Here is a 15,949-nt window from a genome sequence, read left to right on the forward strand (position 1 = left end):
CGCAGCCACGCTGCCGGGGCCTGCACCGTCTGAGCCCCGCTGCCCGAGCGGATCGCGCAGGCCGCCAAGCGGATCGCGGTTTACGCGGCGGGGATCACGCAGGTTACTGTGCAACCGGTGGGCGCTGCCGCGTCCGCGGGGGTGTTCGCGAGCGTTAGCTTGCCGCCGTGTGACTCGATAATGGTGCGGGCGATTGCGAGCCCGAGCCCGGATCCAACCTGGTCACCGGGGGTGCGTGCGATATCGCCGCGCCAGCCCGCGTCGCAGGCGTGCTCCAGTTCACTGCTGCTTAAGCCCCCGCAGCCGTCGGTGACTGTGACGGTGACGGCGGGGGATCCGCCCGGGGAGGTGCCCGCAGAAACCCGGACAGTAACGCTTGTTTGCGGCGCCGTGTAGGCGATCGCGTTGGCGATAGTGTTTTGGATTGCGCGGGTTAAAAGTCCCGCATCGCCCATTACCTCGGCGGTTGTTGTGGTGCCGCCGGTGAGGGTGACGTCGCGCTGGCTGGCGAGCGGTGCCAGCTGCTCGATCAGGTCGGAGACAACGTCCGAGAGTGAAACCGGTTCAACGGCGATGCCGACCGCGCCGCTGTGCAGGCCCGCGAGCGCCATCAGGTCGTCAACCATTTCGGAGGTGCGTTTCGCTTCGGCGGTGATTGCGCGGTAGTAGCGTTCGGGGTCATCCGCCATCCCGTCCTCCAGCGCCTCGCCCATTGCGCGGATGCCGGCGAGCGGGGTGCGCAGGTCGTGGGAGACCCAGCTGATTAGTTCACGTCTGCCCGCCTCAACCTCGTGTTTGCGACGCTCCTGTTCGGCCGCGGCCTGCGCCTGGGCGAGCTGCTGATGCGAGCGGATCGACACAAACACACCGATCAGCAACGCTACAGGCGCTGTGACGGCGAGAATTAGCAGTGGCACGCGGGCGTCGATTAGCATCTGCGCAACGCCAACCCAGAGGCCCGCTGCCATTGACAGCACAACCGCGAGTGGCGCGAGCAGGGCTGCCCAGCACATTGAGACGCGGGCGATGCGGGAGGTGATTAGGGCACACAGAAGCCCCACCGCGGCGGTTGCGGTGAGGGCGAGCAGCACTGACTGCACGGGTAGGCTCATCACTGTGGTTCCCATCTGTAGCCGCGCCCCCAAACGGTTGCCAGTCGGCTAGGGTTGGAGGGGTCGGGCTCGATTTTGCCGCGCAGGCGTCTAACGTGCACGGTGACGGTTGTTGAGTCGCCGTAGTTCCAGCCCCAAACCGCGCCCATCAGTTCGGTGCGGCTCATCACGACGTTGGGGTGTGAAACAAAGTGGGCGAGCAGGTCAAACTCTCGCAGAGTCAGGTTTAGTTCACTGCCCGCGAGGGTTGCTTTGCGGCTCTCCAGGTCGATTACTAGGTCGCCGTCTTGCAGGGTTTCGCCGGGTGTGAGCGCCGCAGCGTAGCGCCTGAGCACCGCCCCGATCCGCAAAACCAGTTCGCGAGGACTGAACGGTTTGGTGAGATAGTCGTCGGCGCCAAGCTCAAGCCCGAGGATCCGGTCCGCTTCGCTGTCTTTCGCGGTCAGCATGATAACCGGCAGGTTGGGGTGGCTTGGGCGCAGGCGTCGGAACACCTCCAGGCCGTCAAGCTTCGGCAGCATCAGATCCAAAATAACCAGGTCAAGCCCCGGTGTTTCGGCGATTGTTGTGAGCGCGGCAGCGCCGTCACCTGCCTGTAAAACCGTGTGCCCGTCTGCCCGCAGATAGTCGGCGACGACGCCACGCACGGTGGCATCGTCGTCAACTATCAGGATTGTGCTCACACTCTGAGTATAGTGCTCATCCGAATGTGAATGCATTCGCTTTAACACCCTTGCTGAAGGTTATTTTCACGGTTGCTCCCGACTGCGGTTTGTCGAATTTCACGAGCTTGTAGAGCCGCGCATCACCCACCTGGACGGTGCCATCAACAACATCGGCACCGGGGTTTGCGGGTGTCCCGTCAACGGTCACGGTGGCGGTGGATCCTGCTGGCCCGCTCATCACCAGGAACATTTCCCGCCCCGAGAATCGGTAGCTGAGGCTTGCGCCGTCTGCTTCTGAGGTGATTGATTCCTCATCAACCTGCCACCTGCCATCGAGTGTCCAACTGTTGACGTCGCGCAGTTTCGCGGCACTGTAGTCGTTGCTGTCGTTTCGCAGGCGAGGCTCGCCAGCAAAGCCGCGTGCCCGCTGCGTCCCCAGGTAGGTTTCGGGGGATTGGCCAACGGTTGTGCTGCTGATTTCACCGGTGGTTTTTGATTTCTCGCCGCTGCTGCCAAGCAGCTTCCGGATCTGTTCCTCAGCCTCCTCGTATTCGCCCTCGCCGAAGTGGCTCCAGACAACGTTTCCGTCCTGGTCAATCAGATACTTCGCTGGCCAGTAGTTGTTGTGGTAGGCAGCCCAGGTCTTGAAATCGTTATCGAGTGCGACCGGATATTTAATCTCGGCGTCAACAACCGCGCGCTGCACGTTAGCACTCTCCCGCTCAAACGCGAACTCGGGTGCGTGCACGCCGACGATTTCAAAGCCCTGATCGTGATATTGCTCATACCAGGCGTTCAGGTACGGCTGGGTGCGGATGCAGTTGATGCATGAGTATGTCCAGAAATCAACGAGCACAACCTTGCCGCGCAGTCCCTCAATGGTGAGCGGATCCGAGTTGATCCACTCTTTAATCCCGGTGAACTCCGGCGCTGCGGGTCCTGAGACGCTGCCGCTGGTGGATCCGCTGCCACCGTCTTTATCCCCCTCAGAACCGGTCTGCTTGGGGATCAGCTGGTGTTCAATATCGGAGATGATTGGCACATTGCCAACAGCCCAAGCCTGCACTTTCTTGTCGACACCGGTTGCAACCAGCACGCCAACGAGGATGAACAGGATTGCGACGATCCGCTGGAACCAGCCGCGGGGGTTTGCGGCCCAGCCGAGTTTCGCGATCAGTTTGCGGCCGAGCAGGGAGATGGCGAGCAGCATACCCGCCATGCCGATGCAGTAGGCGCTGATGTAGACGAAACCGGCAACCGGTTGTGCGGGCAGAACTGTCGCGATAACCCACGCATAGACGGGGCTGCAGGAGCTGAACACGGGGCCGAGTGCCGCGCCCGTCAGCAGCGCAGAAACCGGGCCGCCACCGGTGTTTTGGGCGCGATCCAGGAGCTTGTGTGATTTGTTGCCGAGCCCGAACTTGACGGAGATTTTCGTCCACAGGTCAGGGAACAGCATGAAAATGCCGAGGATGATGACGAGCACGCCGGACGCTATCGACCAGAATCGCGGATCCACTCCGATGGCCAGGGTTGAAACCTTGAGCAGCAGGGTGAACGCGAGCAGCGAAACCACCAGGCCGAGGGAGATCAGATACGGGCGGTAACGCGACTGTGCGCCCAGACTTCCTCCCACGATGACGGGGAGGAAAGGCAGGACGCACGGCGCGAGTACCGAGATCACTCCGGCAAAGAGTGAGAGTACTATTGTGACCAGCATATTTAGTTGCTCATCGCTCCGGTTACCAGGTCAGCGGCGCTCTCAGGAACCCAGCTCTCTTTTGCGTCGCCGTTGCTGTCAAGCTCAACGAAGGTTGGCGCTGAGGTGACGCTGTACTTGTCGGCAACATCCTGGTGGCTTTCGAGGTTAACACGAACCACGGTTGTGCCCTCTGGGATGCTCGCTGCGTCCTCGCTGAAGGTTTTGTCGATCGCAGAGCTGGTTGCCGCGTCATCGGCAAAGAACAGCACAACGCGGTTGCCGTCGTACTTGCTCATCGCGCTCGAGTACTCTTTGTAGGTTGTGTAGGAGGCGCTCATCATGGCGTCGTGCTCCATTGAGTCCTTCTCCATGCTGTCTTTTTCCATGGATTCGTTGGTCATCGCCTTGTCTGCTTCCATCGCGTCACCGGTGCTACACGCGGTGAGTGAGAAAGCTGAAGCGGCGATAAGGGACATGATTACTGCTGATGTTTTTTTGTTCATAACTCCAGTATGCCGAGCAGATATTACAGGGCATGGGTCTAATTTATTACCAATTTCTTACGCTTTCTAGTCAGGCTGTTTCGATTTCTGCTGAGGCTGATTTTGCCCGGTGGGGTAGCCCTCTATGTTATTACGGCTATCCCTATTTATGGCGGCGGGGGCGGATCCGCCCTGCCCGCCCTGTTCGCTTGAAATCACGCTGTTTTTTGTCCAGAAACCTCGCTTTTTAGCCCCTTTTTGCTGTTATTCAGCTGGTAGCTCTGCCTTGCCCTGTCAACTAGGTTGAGTTAGGGATTGCACGCAATTGCATGAACAGTAAGTGTGTAGGCAACCGGGACGCAAACCGGGTTTGCGAAAGACAGGGGGAGTGAAATGGGATACGACACAGCGGACTCGCGTGAGCAGCGAAAGCCGAGGAAGAAAGGCAGGGTTCTGAAGCGGGTTTTGCTCTGGAGCTCAGCAACCCTCTTGACGCTCGCCCTCGTCGCAACCCTGGCGGTTGTCTATGTGCTGCGTGCACCGCTGCCAAAAACCGCCGGTGAGCTCGAGATTAAGGGGCTGAGCGGGGAGGTTTCTGTTGTGCGTGACGTGCTCGGGATCCCGCACATTTACGCCGAGAGTGATGCGGATCTGATGCGCGCACAGGGGTTCGTTGACGCGCAGGACCGGTTCTTTCAAATGGATGTGCGCAGGCACCAAACCGCGGGCAGGCTCGCCGAAATGCTTGGTGACGTGGAGCAGATTAAGGACTCGGATGTGCTGATCCGCTCGCTGCAGTGGCGGGACAGGGCAGAGCAGGACGCCGAGTTGTTGAGCGAGGAAGCGCGCGGCCTCTATGAGGCGTACGCTGCCGGCGTTAACGAGTATCTGCACGGGAAAGCGCCCTGGCAGGTGGCTAACGAGTACGTGCTTTTGGGGTTGAGCGGCACTGGCACAGAGATTGAGCCGTGGACGATCGCCGACTCGCTCAGCTGGCTGCGGTCAATTGCTTACGATCTGCAGGCTAACCCGCATCAAGAGAGCAGCAGGGTGCAAAGCTACAGCGTGTTTGGTGACACCGCGATCGCGGAGGAGTTTAATAAGCGGAACAACGAGAGTGAGTATCCGCCGATTCTCAGCGCCGATGAGGTGTCGCAGGTGAAGTCGCGCGACGAGTATATCGCTGAGGCTGGTTCGGGTGCTGAGACTGACGGTGCCGGGGCTGATGGAGCCGGGTCGGCTGGCTCGGGCGCCGGGGCGAGCAGCTCGGGCGGTTCGAGCGAGCAGGGCGGGGTTGTGGATCCACCAGCAACCGGCCAGTCTAGCGCCGCCGCAGCCCCCACTGCCGCAGACACCGCCACCACCTCTACCGCCGCAGCTCCCACCGCTGACCCTGTTGCCGCGCAGCTTGAAACCGTGGCGCGTGAACTGCAGCGGGTGACCCGGATTGTTGACGCGAATGTGGCGCTGGGATCGAACGCCTTCGTTGTTTCGGGTGAGCACACCGCGAGCGGTAAACCGATCCTCGCGAACGATCCGCACCTGCCGATTTCTTACCCCTCAACCTGGCATCAGGTCGGGCTGCACTGTGTTGGATCCGGTGAGGGCTGCAGTTTTGATGTTGCGGGCTTTGGGTTTGCCGGGGTTCCGGGCGTTATGATCGGCCGGAATGCGCAGCTGTCGTGGGGGATTACATCCTTCCTCGGCGACACCGCTGACCTGGTGGTTGAGCGCAATCTGAGTGAGGACAGCTATGAACGTGACGGTGTTCCGGTTGCTTACGAGACCAGGACCGAGGAGTTTAAGGTTGCGGGCGGTGAGAGCTTTAGCAGGGAGCTGAAGCGCAGCGTGCACGGGCCGATTGTGCCCGATAAACAGTTTGTGAGCGTGGACGCGCTAAACAGCCTGCCCGCGTTCCAAGACGCTGCGGGCAGCGGATCCGAGGCGAGCGGCGGATCCGAGGCGGGCTTTAGCCGGTACTCGATAGCTCTGCAGGCAACAGGGGACCAGCCCGGATACACCGGTGAGGGATTCTTGGCGCTGAACCGTGCAAAGAACCCGACAGAGGTGCAGCGGGCCGCAAAGCTTATTACCGGGCCTAACCTGTCGCTTGTTTACGCGACTGACGCAGGCGATATCGGCTATGTTAGCACCGGTAAAATCCCGATCCGCCCAAAGAAAGCAGAGAGCGATTTCGTTGTTGATGGGGTTCCGAGCGCAGACAACCTCGGCGCCGATGGTCGATGGCCGCGCCCGGGCTGGGATTCCAGCTACGACTGGCGGGGACTCTACGAGAACGAGCAGATCCCTTCAACGGTAAACCCCGATGACGGCATAATTGTGAGCACAAACAACGATCTTGCGCCCGCCGAGGTTGGGCCGTACCTGGGTACCGCGTTTGATCACGGTAATCGGGCAAAACAGATGCGTGAGCGGATTGTTGAGTTTGCAAAAGATGGCGGCCTGACGCTGAAAGAGGCCGGTCAGGTGATGCTCGCTGATCGCGTACCGGTCGGTTATGTGATCGGTGATGACCTGGCGGCGGTGGAATTTGCAGGATTTGATCCGACCGGTGTGAAACCTCGTGAGGGAGTGGAGCAGCCCAAGCACACCCCGACAGTGAAGCAGCTGGAGGAGATGCGGGAGCTGCTGAGCTCCTGGGTTAGGGACGGCAGCCACAGCGATGTTGACGCGCAGGGCATGCCCGTTGCCGCCTCGCTCGCGTCTCACCTGCAGTATCGGCTGTTTGCTGACGAGTTTGCGGCCGCTCAGCCCGAGCCCGCCGAGTTCGCCCCCGACCCATCTTCGACCGCCATCGAGCTGCTGAGAGGGTTGTTGGCGGATCCGCAAAACCCGCTGTGGGATGATGTTTCGACGCCGGAGATCACCGAGACCGCGAACGATATTTTGCGTCTGGCTTATGTTGACGCATACCGTGACCTTAGCCAGCAGCTGGGCACCAACACTGCCGAGTGGCGCTGGGGTGACCTGCACAAGGAAACACCGGCTCACCCGCTGTTTGGTGGTGAGGGGATGCCGTGGTTTATTCGCGCGCTGTTCTCTCGCGACGCACACGAGCTCGCGGGCGGACCATCAGCCCCGCAGCTCAGCTACTTTAATCCCGCGGTCAACCCCGATGGGACGGTGAGCTACGAAAATCATCTAGCAGCTTCGATGCGCTACGCGGTTGATATGAGCGGTGTGAATAAGGTGCTGTGGGTGAACACCTCTGGCAGTTCAGGACACCCGCTTTCACCGCACGTTAATGATCAGTTCGAGCACTGAGCGACGGGCGAATACTTCAGCTGGCGGTTTAGCCGCAAGGCGATAACTGAGCAGCAGCATGAGGTGCTGACGCTGAAACCCGCAGCGGATCCCGCTGGTTGAGTGCCGTAGCGGATCCCGCTGGTTGGGCGCCTTGGCAGGGAGGGTGGGAGGGTGCTAGGGCAGTGGATCGGTTTACGGGCGCTAGATATCTAGGGCTTCAAACACATCCTCGGCAGTCTTAAATCTTCGCTGACCACTGTCAAGGATCTGTTCAGACTCTGCGATAGCTGCGAGAGATTCGGTGTTAGGGTCAAAACACTCTGTAGCCTCTGCTGCCCGGGTATCTGTTTCTTCGTCACCCAGGGGGTTGATTGATGACATTAGAACTCCTTATATTAGTGTCTGTGATCTGTTCGCTGTTACTCGTTGAACGCCTGTCTGTGTAGCTCGCGAGCTTCGGGAGTTGACGCCCAAACCTGTACGGGTTTGCCGTAGCGGGTCATACTTGCACTGACTCCCGGAACACCCCAGTTATGCACGCTATAGACTACAGCCTCTTCCTTGTTTGACGGCATTATCGTTAATGAAGGGGTATAGTCCACAATACCGTGGGTGACACCATCGGGGAAAACAACAGCTGAGCCCAAGAGGTTACAGCCCTCACCAATACCTGTGTCTAGATCCTCAACCCTGATCGTCTGTCTCTCGCAGATTGGCAGCTCGTAATAACCATCTGGGACTTTCACACCGGACGATCTGCACGAGTACAGGGTGATGACACACAGCGTCAAAACAACAAAGGCACTGAACGCCATTATGCCGTAAACCCGCTTTGGTTCCATGCTTTTGATACTAGCAAAACGGTAGCTATTTCAAATATTCGTTGTTAAGTGGAGCTGGGGTGATCTCGCAAAAGTGACGTTGGAAACCTCGCAAAAGTGTCATTCAAAGTCTCGCAAAAGTATCATTCAAAGTCTCGCAAAAGTGACATTTGCCTCTTTCTCTGTTAGGCTGCATGCTATGAGTTACATCCCGAGAGCTGTAGATTACACCATCAATCTGGCGCTTCAAAGCGTTGGTGCAGTGCTGCTTGAGGGGCCTCGTGGCTGCGGTAAAACAGAGACTGGTTTGCACGTCACTAACTCTCAAATTCGACTTGACCAGAGCAGCAGCAGAGAGCTCGCACTGCTAAGCCCGAGTAAAGCGTTGGAGGGCGCTACGCCACGGTTGATAGACGAGTGGCAGATGGTGCCTGAAATTTGGAATGAGATAAGGCACGAAATAGATGCTCGGCGCAGCCCCGGTCAGTTTGTGCTTTCTGGCTCTGCATCACCCGCAGATGATTCAACCCGGCACACGGGAGCAGGTAGGTTCTCGCGCACTCGGATGAGACCCCTCGCGTTGGGGGAGCAATTCCAGAGTGTTCCGGGAATTACCCTAAACCAGCTGTTGTCTGAACCGAAGCTGGAGGTTATGCTTAGCGAGGTCAGCTACCTGCAGCTGGCTGAATTGGCTGTGCGCGGAGGGTGGCCCGGTTTGATTGGCTTAGCTCTGCAGCCGAGTATGCGTTTCAACCGTGACTATATTGAAAATATCGTTCACGCCGACATGTCTCAGCTGGGTTCTGACTTTGCTCCTGAGAGAGTGCGACGGCTGTTAAGAAGCATCTCTAGAAACAGTTCTAGTGAGGCTGCCGCGACAACGCTTTCTGCGGATGTGTCAGCAGACGGTGGATCCGTTGCCCCGGTAACAGTGCGCAAGTATCTTGACGCACTAGCTCGGATATTTGTGCTTGAAGAACTGCCTGCTTGGAGCGGATCGTTGCGATCTAAGTCTCGATTGCGAAAGCAGCCGAGACTGCACTTCTGTGACCCGTCACTAGCGTGTGCCGCATTACAGATATCTCCTGATTCGCTCGCAACAGATCCAGAGTTCTTTGGCCAGATATTCGAGAGCATGGCTGTTCGTGACCTGCGCACATACGCAGAGCAGATAGATGCCTACTGCTTTGGTTATCGAGATGAGTCAAACCTTGAAATCGATCTGCTCATGGAGTTCTTTGCTGGTGGTTGGGCCGGCTTTGAGGTTAAACTTGGTGAATCACCGGGCGTTTTAGAAAGTGCGGAGCGCAACCTGCTGAGGATAGCTAACGACCGGATGAAACAGCCCCCTAAGTTCCTGGCCATCATTACCGGAGGTTCAAGGCTGTTCACACTGCCGAGCGGCGTGCACGTTGTGCCACTTGCCCTGCTGCGTCCAATAATGGCTGGCTAGGTTTATCGGACCGAGACGCACTAAATCAGGGTGTTGGTCGCTTGTCTTCGCTAGTAGAATTCATGTATGGGAAGCGAATTAGCATACAGCACTGACGGCAGCACACCGTCGACCGGCGTTGTTTCTGAGGGCAAGTACCCCGAGACTATTTTCGAGTTTGCTTTCTTCCTCCTAGAGGGAGAAAGGGCGGGGCTATACGATGATGTGAAAAAGCTTGCCCGGAACAAGAAGATTGAGCAGCTGGCGGAACTCGCTGCTTACGAAGATTGGGGAGATTCCGATCAATCTGGGCATTCCTGCCCGGTTCTGCACAAGTATATTATCTACACTTACCAGCGTCTCGTGCTAGAAGATAAAATCGTGGTTACCGAGGACGGTCAGCACGCAGCTTTTAACACCGGGCTTTTAACACAGCACGGTGAAGAGATTTTCGCTCTGTTTAAAAAGAACCTTCACGAGGACAAGCAGCCCTGGTTCTTCAAACGCTGGGCGAGTGAATCAGACCGTGAGTTTATGCGAGTGTTCAGTGTGCAGCCTCCAATGGCGGAGTATGTGAGTTCAGCCGCTGACCTGATCTATGAGTGGCGTTATGAATTAAAGCTCGCTTACGATCACATCATCGGCGACAATGCAGACCGCTTCCCTGAAGACATGGCAGACAACCCGGTGCGTGCAAAGCGGGCGCTCGATGCGGCGGTTGCTGACGCGATCCGCAAGGTGAAAAGAAACTATCGGATTATTGTGCCGCAGTGGTATCCCAAGTTGAAAGACGGCGGGGTGCAGTTCTTGCTGCCGCTCGATCTGAGCGGCGACGGCAACGTTGATGTGGCGCTGGTTGTTTCAAAGGTGGGGGGAGAGGACCTATCGTGGGGACACCGTGCTAACGCTCGACATGGCATACGCGAACGCGAGGCTGGTCGCCAGCCCAGACCCGGACTGGTTAGCTCCCTAGCGCCTGCTTTGTGAGCAAGCGAAGCGCTTAAACGTTGAAGCGGAACTCGACAACGTCGCCGTCCTGCATTACGTAGTCTTTGCCCTCCATGCGGGCCTTACCCTGCGACTTCGCCTCAGCAACAGAACCTGCGGCAACGAGATCCGCAAACGAGATAACCTCGGCTTTAATAAAGCCCTTCTCGAAATCGGTGTGGATCACGCCAGCCGCCTGCGGGGCTTTCCAGCCCTTGCGGATCGTCCAGGCGCGGCTCTCCTTTGGTCCGGCCGTCAGATAGGTTTGCAGGCCGAGGGTGTCGAAGCCGACGCGCGCGAGCTGGTCGAGGCCGCTCTCTGCCTGCCCAACCTCGGCGAGCAGTTCCGCAGCTTCCTCGTCGCTCAGTTCGATCAGTTCGCTCTCCAGTTTGGCGTCGAGGAAGATCGCTTTCGCGGGGGCGACAAGCTCCGCGAGCTCAGCCAGGCGATCCTTATCGCCGAGCACCTGCTCGTCAACGTTGAAAACATAGAGGAACGGTTTAGCGGTTAGCAGCCCGAGCTCTTTAATCGGCTCCAAATCAATGTCGGTAGCAGACAGCAGCTTGCCGTCGTTTAGCGCCGCGACCGCGTCTTTTGCGGCGTTCATAACCGCCGGGTCGAGCTTCTTCGCCTTCAGCTCCTTCTCATAGCGCACAATCGCCTTCTCGAGGGTTTGCAGATCGGCGAGGATCAGCTCGGTGTTGATCGTCTCCATGTCGCTTGCCGGATCCACCTTGCCATCGACGTGCACAACGTCACCGTCGCTGAACCCACGAACCACCTGGGCGATAGCGTCCGCCTCGCGAATATTAGCGAGGAACTGGTTGCCGAGCCCCTCGCCCTCGCTGGCGCCGCGCACAATACCCGCGATGTCAACGAACGAGACGGGGGCGGGGAGGATCCGCTCACTGCCGAAAATCTCAGCGAGCTTCGTGAGCCGCTCGTCAGGGAGGTTCACAACACCGACGTTTGGTTCGATGGTTGCGAACGGGTAGTTGGCGGCGAGCACCTGGTTGCGGGTGAGCGCGTTGAACAGGGTTGATTTGCCGACGTTAGGGAGACCTACGATACCGATTGTTAAAGCCACGCATCTATCTTAGTCGAAAGCGCCCCAGAAAACCCGCTGTGTTTCGGACGCGGCCAAAACAAAGCCGCCAAAACAGCGACCCAGAAGCAGGGGGTAAAAAGAAACGGGGCGGATCCAGAAAGGATCCACCCCGCTAAGCCACTGCCAGAGGCACAAACTACTTCTTGCTTGTGCTCTTGGTGATCAGGCCCCAGATCAGCAGCACAACGAGTGAGCCACCGATTGCGAGCAGCCAGGTCTGCAGTGAGAAGAAGTCCTGCAGGCCAGTGTTGAACAGCAGGCTGCCGAGCCAGCCACCAACAAGCGCGCCAATCACGCCGAGGATCAGAGTTGCGATCCAACCGCCGCCCTGCTTACCTGGCAGGATGAGCTTAGCGATTGCGCCGGCGATCAGGCCGAGTACGATCCATCCGAAGATTCCCATTATTTTCTCCTATTTGTTTTGTTTCTTCAGTATTGAGTTGTATAGGGGGGATGCTCTGTAAACGGGTTACAGAACCGGCTATCGCACCCGCTGATTTTGGTTAAGAGCGGTGCGAACCCCGCTCGTTAATTCCAAAAACACCGGAATTTGCTTTCCGAGCAGTCTATCAAGCTCGGCTGTGACATTGTCAAACCGTGTTACGATTTCAGGCAAATTTGCGCCTCGGCGAAGTTGCGCGGTGACCCGGAGGGTCCGCTGCCCCTTCACCTCGAAGCCGGTGGCGCTCAGGGAGAGCACCTCGGGATCATTGCTAAAGCGCTGCTGCAATAGATCCTCAATAACCTTGGTGGCAACAGTAGTGTGCCCGGTTTCTTTTACCAGACCGGTGTTTTTCACACGCAGCAGGGTTGCTACCTTGCCGCCGCCCTGACGGGTGATCAAAACAACCAGCAGTATCGCCAGCAGCACCAGCGTGATCACAGCCGCGATCCATCCCCAGTGGAAACTCAGCTGGTATCCGGCAATGTCCCCGGTGTCTTTGACGAAGCTGTTCAGCTCCGCCGCAACCCTGCGCCAAACCTTGCGCACCTCATCACTGACGAGGTAGGCGATCGTAAGACCGCCAGCGGCAAGCAGCACAAGCCCGGTAACAAACAGGAACGCGCGATTAAGAAAGCGTGGTGTTTGCTTCATAACTAGATCGCCCCCTGTCTGCTGATTTTGACTTTGCCGGTTAGTTTCGGATGCAGCGACAGCTGATCCAGCTCGCTGCGCAGCGCATTCCGCGGCTCCTGTTTGGTTAGCTCAACACCCGAGAACGGGGTGAGGTAGCCGGTTACGCTGTGTTTATCGACGGCCACTCGCACCTGCTGGCTTGGCAGCCCCGCGACGCGCGCTAGATTAGCTGCCTCGCTGCTCGCAAGTACCCGGTCGTCAATAATTAGCAGAGTGCGGTCAGACACCCTGCCGTGTTTGCCTCGCCTGCCAGAGCGCAGCGCCACAAACACGAGAAACAGGCCGAGCAGTACGGTGACAGCGGCAAACACCCCAAGCCACACCTGCTTAACCTCACTTGGGTTTAGCACTGTTTTAATAACCTCTGGCATTATCAGGGCGAGCGGATCCCGCCCCGCAACGTGCAAAATAATTTCAACGCAGAGATAGATCGCCGCGATGATGAGAAGTGACGCAACAACCACGGTCACTGCCGCACGACTTGAGTGTGTTTCACGGCGCAGTAGCCGGCGGTAAAGCCGGCTAAAGTCGGCGTTAGAACTCATTGAACCCTCCTCGCAGGAGCAACCTCAGCGGATGTGCACTCCAAAATAACTGATGCGACACGCCTACCGGTTAGCGCGGTTAGGCGCTCGGCAACAGCGGCACGAATCTGCTCAACTCGCTCCAGCAGGGGGGTGTGCTGTTCACTACTGCTATATTCAAGAGCGCCCAGGGGAGCCAACCGGATAGGCCCCGTTACCTGCACCGCGAGCAGTCCCGCGCTGTCGGTAACGCCAACTCGCACGCTGCCACCTTTAACGCCCAGCTGTTCAGCCGCGATAGCGGTTGCGAGCCGGTTTAGCGCCTTAGCGGTCAACTGTGTGTGGCCTGGAATCTGTGTCATGATGATCTACGCCCTCGCACAACGTCCAACAGGCCACGCAGATCAAGCTTGCCGTCGAGCACGCGCGCAACGCCCGCGCCGATCAGCATCGCCAAGCCGACAAACAGTGCCTGCCAAAACCCGAGCGAAACCCAGGTGAAAGCAATCACTGCGCCGAGCAGTGCGCCAGCAACTGTGTGACTCATTAGTTAACCCGTGCCTCTTCTTTATCGTTGTCATCTTCGCTTGGAACGTGCACGTCGTTGATGGTGACGTTAATCTCTGCAACATCCAGGCCAACCAGCTCGGTGATTGCCTTAGCAGCTGCAACGCGCACGCGGTCACTGAGATCCTGCAGCGCTACCGGGTACTCGGCAACCAGTGAAATATCGGCTGCCACCTGGCGCTCGCCAACCTCAACAGAAACACCCTGAGCAAGGTCGGTGTTACCGACGATGTCACGGATTGCGCCAGCTACGCGAGCAGCGCCGCCGCCGAGAGCGTGAACACCCTTAACCTCGCGGATCGCGATGCCGGTGAGCTTAGCTACAACGCTGTCCTCGATAACGGTTTTGCCGCCAACAGTGCCGTGCTGCTGTGGTGCTGTGATTTTGTTCTGTGACATTTTCTGCCCCCTTATTTTCGGATTAACCTCTAGCCAAATGAGCTAGGATACTAATAAGACGCGGGCCGGTGGCAAAACGTCACAAAAAACTTCAAAAAATTTTTTGATCGCCGATTTTAGCCCGAGATTCCGCGGCAAAACAGAGATGAAGATATTCCCGGCGGGAGCGGCGAGAGCTGCGATAGCGACGCTATCGGCGGGAGATTTCCGGGGGTGGATCCCGGTGGAACAGGACGGCGGATGCAGACAGAGAGATTGCGGGAGCTGAGCGACGCAACGCTGGTTGCCCGCGCGCTCGACGGCGACAGCGCCGCCTTCGTCTGTGTGCTGAAACGCTACTCGGGAATTATGATCGGCTACGCGGTAAAACTCACCAACTCGCACGCCGACGCTGATGACGCCGTGCAGGAGGCGTTTATTACCGCCTGGCAGACCCTTGACACACTCCGTGAAACCGACAAGGTGAAATCGTGGCTGATGCGGATCGTTAGCCGCAAGGCGATTGACGTGATCCGCAAGCGACGCGACAGCGGGGAGTTGAACGAGGAGACCAATGAGGCGGCGGGGGCGGATCCGCAAACCCAGAACGAGATTAATTCACAGCTCGACGCTGCCTCTGCCGTGCTGCGTAAGCTCCCGGAACTGCAGCGCCAAACCTGGGTGCTGAAGGAGATGGGTGGCTACTCTTACCAGGAAATAGCCGATGAGTTGAAACTGCCGCTATCAACGGTGCGCGGCAACCTCGCTCGGGCACGAAAAAGTCTACTAGTAGAAATGGAGGTGTGGAAGTGACTGAGGCGCAAAACTTTGAACCGTCGCGCGAGTTCGCAACAGGTGCTTTCACGCTGGACGAGATCAGTGACTATCTAGACGCTGGCTGTCAGCCCCGCAACGAGAAACTGGAGGCGGATCCGGAGGCGGCGCACGCGCTCGCGCAACTGCGCAGACTCCGCGGCATCACCGGGCAGCTGGCGAGCCAGGAGGAGCAGCCGCTGCAGCAGGACGGCTGGTGGCAGAAGATCGTTGACGGTATCTCGGCGGAGGTTGCCGCGGGGCGGGAGATCCCGATCCCGGCAAAAAATCCGAGCGTTGAGCTCGCGATAACCGAGGGCGCGGTGAAGGCGCTGATTCGTGATGCCGCTGACACGGTGACAAGCTGCATTGTCACCAAGATTGTGTTCTCCGATTCGGTGACGGTAATTGGTGACCCGGTGACGGTGACACTCTATGTCAGCGCGACAAAAGAGACCGTGACGAGTGGCACCGCGATTGCGACGGCGGCGGAGGAGCTGCGGGATGCGGCCTGGCAGGCGCTGCAAACCCACACGGTTTTGAACATTGCGGCGATCGACATCAAAATAACCGATGTTGAAGGGGGTCTTTAGTTGAGCGACAAAACCGGTTTCACGGGTGGCGCGGCGGATCCCGCTGCCGACGCGGACGCCGTGATTGCGGCGCTGCGGGAGCACCCGCGCGTCACCAGCGTCGGCGCTGTTCCGGGGCTGACCGGGCTAAAAAGCACACTGCAGAAGGTGCAGGACCTTGTCACCCTGCAGCGCACAACCCCCGAGGTTGAGCTGACCGCTGACAGTGCCCAGCTGTCCGCCGGTGTCCGCGTTGACGCCTCCGCTCCCGCCCACGAGACACTCAACGAGCTCGCCGAGATCGCGGTCGCCGCCGTTGGTGATCGCGACAGCGTGCGTATTAAACTGGTTGCAACAAGCATCGACAACCACCAGAGCTAG

Annotated in this window: 19 protein-coding genes and 2 pseudogenes; 8 read left to right on the forward strand and 13 right to left on the reverse strand. The window is 58.4% G+C overall.

Annotation, left to right across the window (positions count from 1 at the left end):
• Positions 1-80 precede the first annotated feature (80 nt).
• Genes EII30_RS05675 through EII30_RS05690 form a run of 4 tightly spaced genes read right to left on the reverse strand, consistent with a single transcriptional unit; the run spans position 81 to position 3,982 of the window.
• Positions 81-1,127: a sensor histidine kinase KdpD gene (locus EII30_RS05675; RefSeq protein WP_199731584.1), complete on the reverse strand. Its 1,047-nt coding sequence runs from the start codon at positions 1,125-1,127 to the stop codon at positions 81-83.
• Complete coding sequence (locus tag EII30_RS05680) at positions 1,112-1,795, reverse strand: response regulator transcription factor (protein WP_233569300.1); 684 nt, start codon at positions 1,793-1,795, stop codon at positions 1,112-1,114. Before EII30_RS05680 ends, EII30_RS05675 begins: the two co-directional genes overlap by 16 nt.
• Before the next feature lie 16 nt (positions 1,796-1,811).
• Entirely contained in the window at positions 1,812-3,497 is a 1,686-nt protein-coding gene (locus EII30_RS05685) for a redoxin domain-containing protein (protein ID WP_124886369.1), read from the reverse strand.
• A 2-nt stretch (positions 3,498-3,499) separates the two neighbouring features.
• Positions 3,500-3,982, reverse strand: coding sequence for a thioredoxin domain-containing protein (locus EII30_RS05690; RefSeq protein WP_124886370.1), 483 nt, complete (start codon positions 3,980-3,982; stop codon positions 3,500-3,502).
• 372 nt (positions 3,983-4,354) lie between these two features.
• Between EII30_RS05690 and EII30_RS05695 the strand changes: the two genes are divergently transcribed.
• Positions 4,355-7,246: a penicillin acylase family protein gene (locus EII30_RS05695; RefSeq protein ID WP_124886371.1), complete on the forward strand. Its 2,892-nt coding sequence runs from the start codon at positions 4,355-4,357 to the stop codon at positions 7,244-7,246.
• A 183-nt stretch (positions 7,247-7,429) separates the two neighbouring features.
• On the opposite strand, the gene EII30_RS05700 is transcribed toward EII30_RS05695, so the two are convergent.
• Positions 7,430-7,609 carry a hypothetical protein gene (locus EII30_RS05700; RefSeq protein ID WP_124886372.1) on the reverse strand — a complete coding sequence of 60 codons (180 nt, stop codon included), beginning with the start codon at positions 7,607-7,609 and terminating at the stop codon, positions 7,430-7,432.
• Between the two features lie 38 nt (positions 7,610-7,647).
• On the reverse strand, positions 7,648-8,070 hold the full coding sequence (locus EII30_RS05705) for a hypothetical protein (protein WP_124886373.1): 423 nt from the start codon (positions 8,068-8,070) through the stop codon (positions 7,648-7,650).
• Between the two features lie 178 nt (positions 8,071-8,248).
• Between EII30_RS05705 and EII30_RS09175 the strand changes: the two are divergent.
• From EII30_RS09175 to EII30_RS09180, 4 genes and pseudogenes are all read left to right on the forward strand, one after another.
• A pseudogene (locus EII30_RS09175) lies at positions 8,249-8,626 on the forward strand (AAA family ATPase); the annotation flags it as partial.
• 138 nt (positions 8,627-8,764) lie between these two features.
• A complete protein-coding gene (locus tag EII30_RS09075) occupies positions 8,765-9,502 on the forward strand; it encodes an ATP-binding protein (RefSeq protein WP_233569301.1) in 738 nt (245 codons plus the stop codon).
• 66 nt (positions 9,503-9,568) lie between these two features.
• Positions 9,569-10,330 (forward strand): annotated as a pseudogene (locus tag EII30_RS05715) (DUF3825 domain-containing protein); the annotation flags it as partial.
• Entirely contained in the window at positions 10,326-10,454 is a 129-nt protein-coding gene (locus EII30_RS09180) for a DUF3825 domain-containing protein (RefSeq protein ID WP_370267012.1), read from the forward strand. The pseudogene EII30_RS05715 and the gene EII30_RS09180, both read left to right, overlap by 5 nt.
• A 27-nt stretch (positions 10,455-10,481) precedes the next feature.
• Here EII30_RS09180 and ychF read toward each other — a convergent pair whose 3' ends face one another.
• The 7 genes from ychF to EII30_RS05750 form a co-directional block, all read right to left on the reverse strand.
• A complete protein-coding gene (ychF, locus tag EII30_RS05720) occupies positions 10,482-11,555 on the reverse strand; it encodes a redox-regulated ATPase YchF (protein WP_124886375.1) in 1,074 nt (357 codons plus the stop codon).
• Between the two features lie 157 nt (positions 11,556-11,712).
• Positions 11,713-11,979, reverse strand: a complete 267-nt coding sequence (locus EII30_RS05725) for a GlsB/YeaQ/YmgE family stress response membrane protein (protein WP_124886376.1) — start codon at positions 11,977-11,979, stop codon at positions 11,713-11,715.
• A 78-nt stretch (positions 11,980-12,057) separates the two neighbouring features.
• Positions 12,058-12,672, reverse strand: a complete 615-nt coding sequence (locus tag EII30_RS05730) for a hypothetical protein (protein ID WP_124886377.1) — start codon at positions 12,670-12,672, stop codon at positions 12,058-12,060.
• Between the two features lie 2 nt (positions 12,673-12,674).
• On the reverse strand, positions 12,675-13,259 hold the full coding sequence (locus EII30_RS05735) for a hypothetical protein (RefSeq protein ID WP_124886378.1): 585 nt from the start codon (positions 13,257-13,259) through the stop codon (positions 12,675-12,677).
• Positions 13,256-13,600, reverse strand: coding sequence for a hypothetical protein (locus EII30_RS05740; protein WP_124886379.1), 345 nt, complete (start codon positions 13,598-13,600; stop codon positions 13,256-13,258). Before EII30_RS05740 ends, EII30_RS05735 begins: the two co-directional genes overlap by 4 nt.
• Positions 13,597-13,785 carry a DUF2273 domain-containing protein gene (locus EII30_RS05745; RefSeq protein WP_124886380.1) on the reverse strand — a complete coding sequence of 63 codons (189 nt, stop codon included), beginning with the start codon at positions 13,783-13,785 and terminating at the stop codon, positions 13,597-13,599. The genes EII30_RS05740 and EII30_RS05745 overlap by 4 nt, the downstream gene beginning before the upstream one ends.
• The gene (locus EII30_RS05750) at positions 13,785-14,204 is read right to left on the reverse strand and encodes an Asp23/Gls24 family envelope stress response protein (protein WP_124886381.1); all 420 of its coding nucleotides are present in this window, start codon (positions 14,202-14,204) and stop codon (positions 13,785-13,787) included. Before EII30_RS05750 ends, EII30_RS05745 begins: the two co-directional genes overlap by 1 nt.
• 240 nt (positions 14,205-14,444) lie before the next feature.
• Between EII30_RS05750 and EII30_RS05755 the strand changes: the two genes are divergently transcribed.
• Genes EII30_RS05755 through EII30_RS05765 form a run of 3 tightly spaced genes read left to right on the forward strand, consistent with a single transcriptional unit; the run spans position 14,445 to position 15,949 of the window.
• Positions 14,445-14,996, forward strand: coding sequence for an RNA polymerase sigma factor (locus tag EII30_RS05755; RefSeq protein WP_233569302.1), 552 nt, complete (start codon positions 14,445-14,447; stop codon positions 14,994-14,996).
• Complete coding sequence (locus EII30_RS05760) at positions 14,993-15,589, forward strand: hypothetical protein (protein ID WP_124886382.1); 597 nt, start codon at positions 14,993-14,995, stop codon at positions 15,587-15,589. The genes EII30_RS05755 and EII30_RS05760 overlap by 4 nt, the downstream gene beginning before the upstream one ends.
• On the forward strand, positions 15,590-15,949 hold the full coding sequence (locus tag EII30_RS05765) for a hypothetical protein (RefSeq protein ID WP_124886383.1): 360 nt from the start codon (positions 15,590-15,592) through the stop codon (positions 15,947-15,949).

The sequence above is a fragment of the Leucobacter sp. OH1287 genome (assembly GCF_003859945.1).
Taxonomy (GTDB): domain Bacteria; phylum Actinomycetota; class Actinomycetes; order Actinomycetales; family Microbacteriaceae; genus Canibacter.

Coding starts and splice junctions, on each gene's coding strand:
- EII30_RS05675 (WP_199731584.1), bottom strand. CDS start 1,127: ATGGGAACCACAGTGATGAGCCTACCCGTGCAGTCAGTGCTGCTCGCC.
- EII30_RS05685 (WP_124886369.1), bottom strand. CDS start 3,497: ATGCTGGTCACAATAGTACTCTCACTCTTTGCCGGAGTGATCTCGGTA.
- EII30_RS05690 (WP_124886370.1), bottom strand. CDS start 3,982: ATGAACAAAAAAACATCAGCAGTAATCATGTCCCTTATCGCCGCTTCA.
- EII30_RS05695 (WP_124886371.1), top strand. CDS start 4,355: ATGGGATACGACACAGCGGACTCGCGTGAGCAGCGAAAGCCGAGGAAG.
- EII30_RS05700 (WP_124886372.1), bottom strand. CDS start 7,609: ATGTCATCAATCAACCCCCTGGGTGACGAAGAAACAGATACCCGGGCA.
- EII30_RS05705 (WP_124886373.1), bottom strand. CDS start 8,070: ATGGAACCAAAGCGGGTTTACGGCATAATGGCGTTCAGTGCCTTTGTT.
- EII30_RS09180 (WP_370267012.1), top strand. CDS start 10,326: ATGTGGCGCTGGTTGTTTCAAAGGTGGGGGGAGAGGACCTATCGTGGG.
- EII30_RS05725 (WP_124886376.1), bottom strand. CDS start 11,979: ATGGGAATCTTCGGATGGATCGTACTCGGCCTGATCGCCGGCGCAATC.
- EII30_RS05730 (WP_124886377.1), bottom strand. CDS start 12,672: ATGAAGCAAACACCACGCTTTCTTAATCGCGCGTTCCTGTTTGTTACC.
- EII30_RS05735 (WP_124886378.1), bottom strand. CDS start 13,259: ATGAGTTCTAACGCCGACTTTAGCCGGCTTTACCGCCGGCTACTGCGC.
- EII30_RS05740 (WP_124886379.1), bottom strand. CDS start 13,600: ATGACACAGATTCCAGGCCACACACAGTTGACCGCTAAGGCGCTAAAC.
- EII30_RS05745 (WP_124886380.1), bottom strand. CDS start 13,785: ATGAGTCACACAGTTGCTGGCGCACTGCTCGGCGCAGTGATTGCTTTC.
- EII30_RS05750 (WP_124886381.1), bottom strand. CDS start 14,204: ATGTCACAGAACAAAATCACAGCACCACAGCAGCACGGCACTGTTGGC.
- EII30_RS05755 (WP_233569302.1), top strand. CDS start 14,445: ATGCAGACAGAGAGATTGCGGGAGCTGAGCGACGCAACGCTGGTTGCC.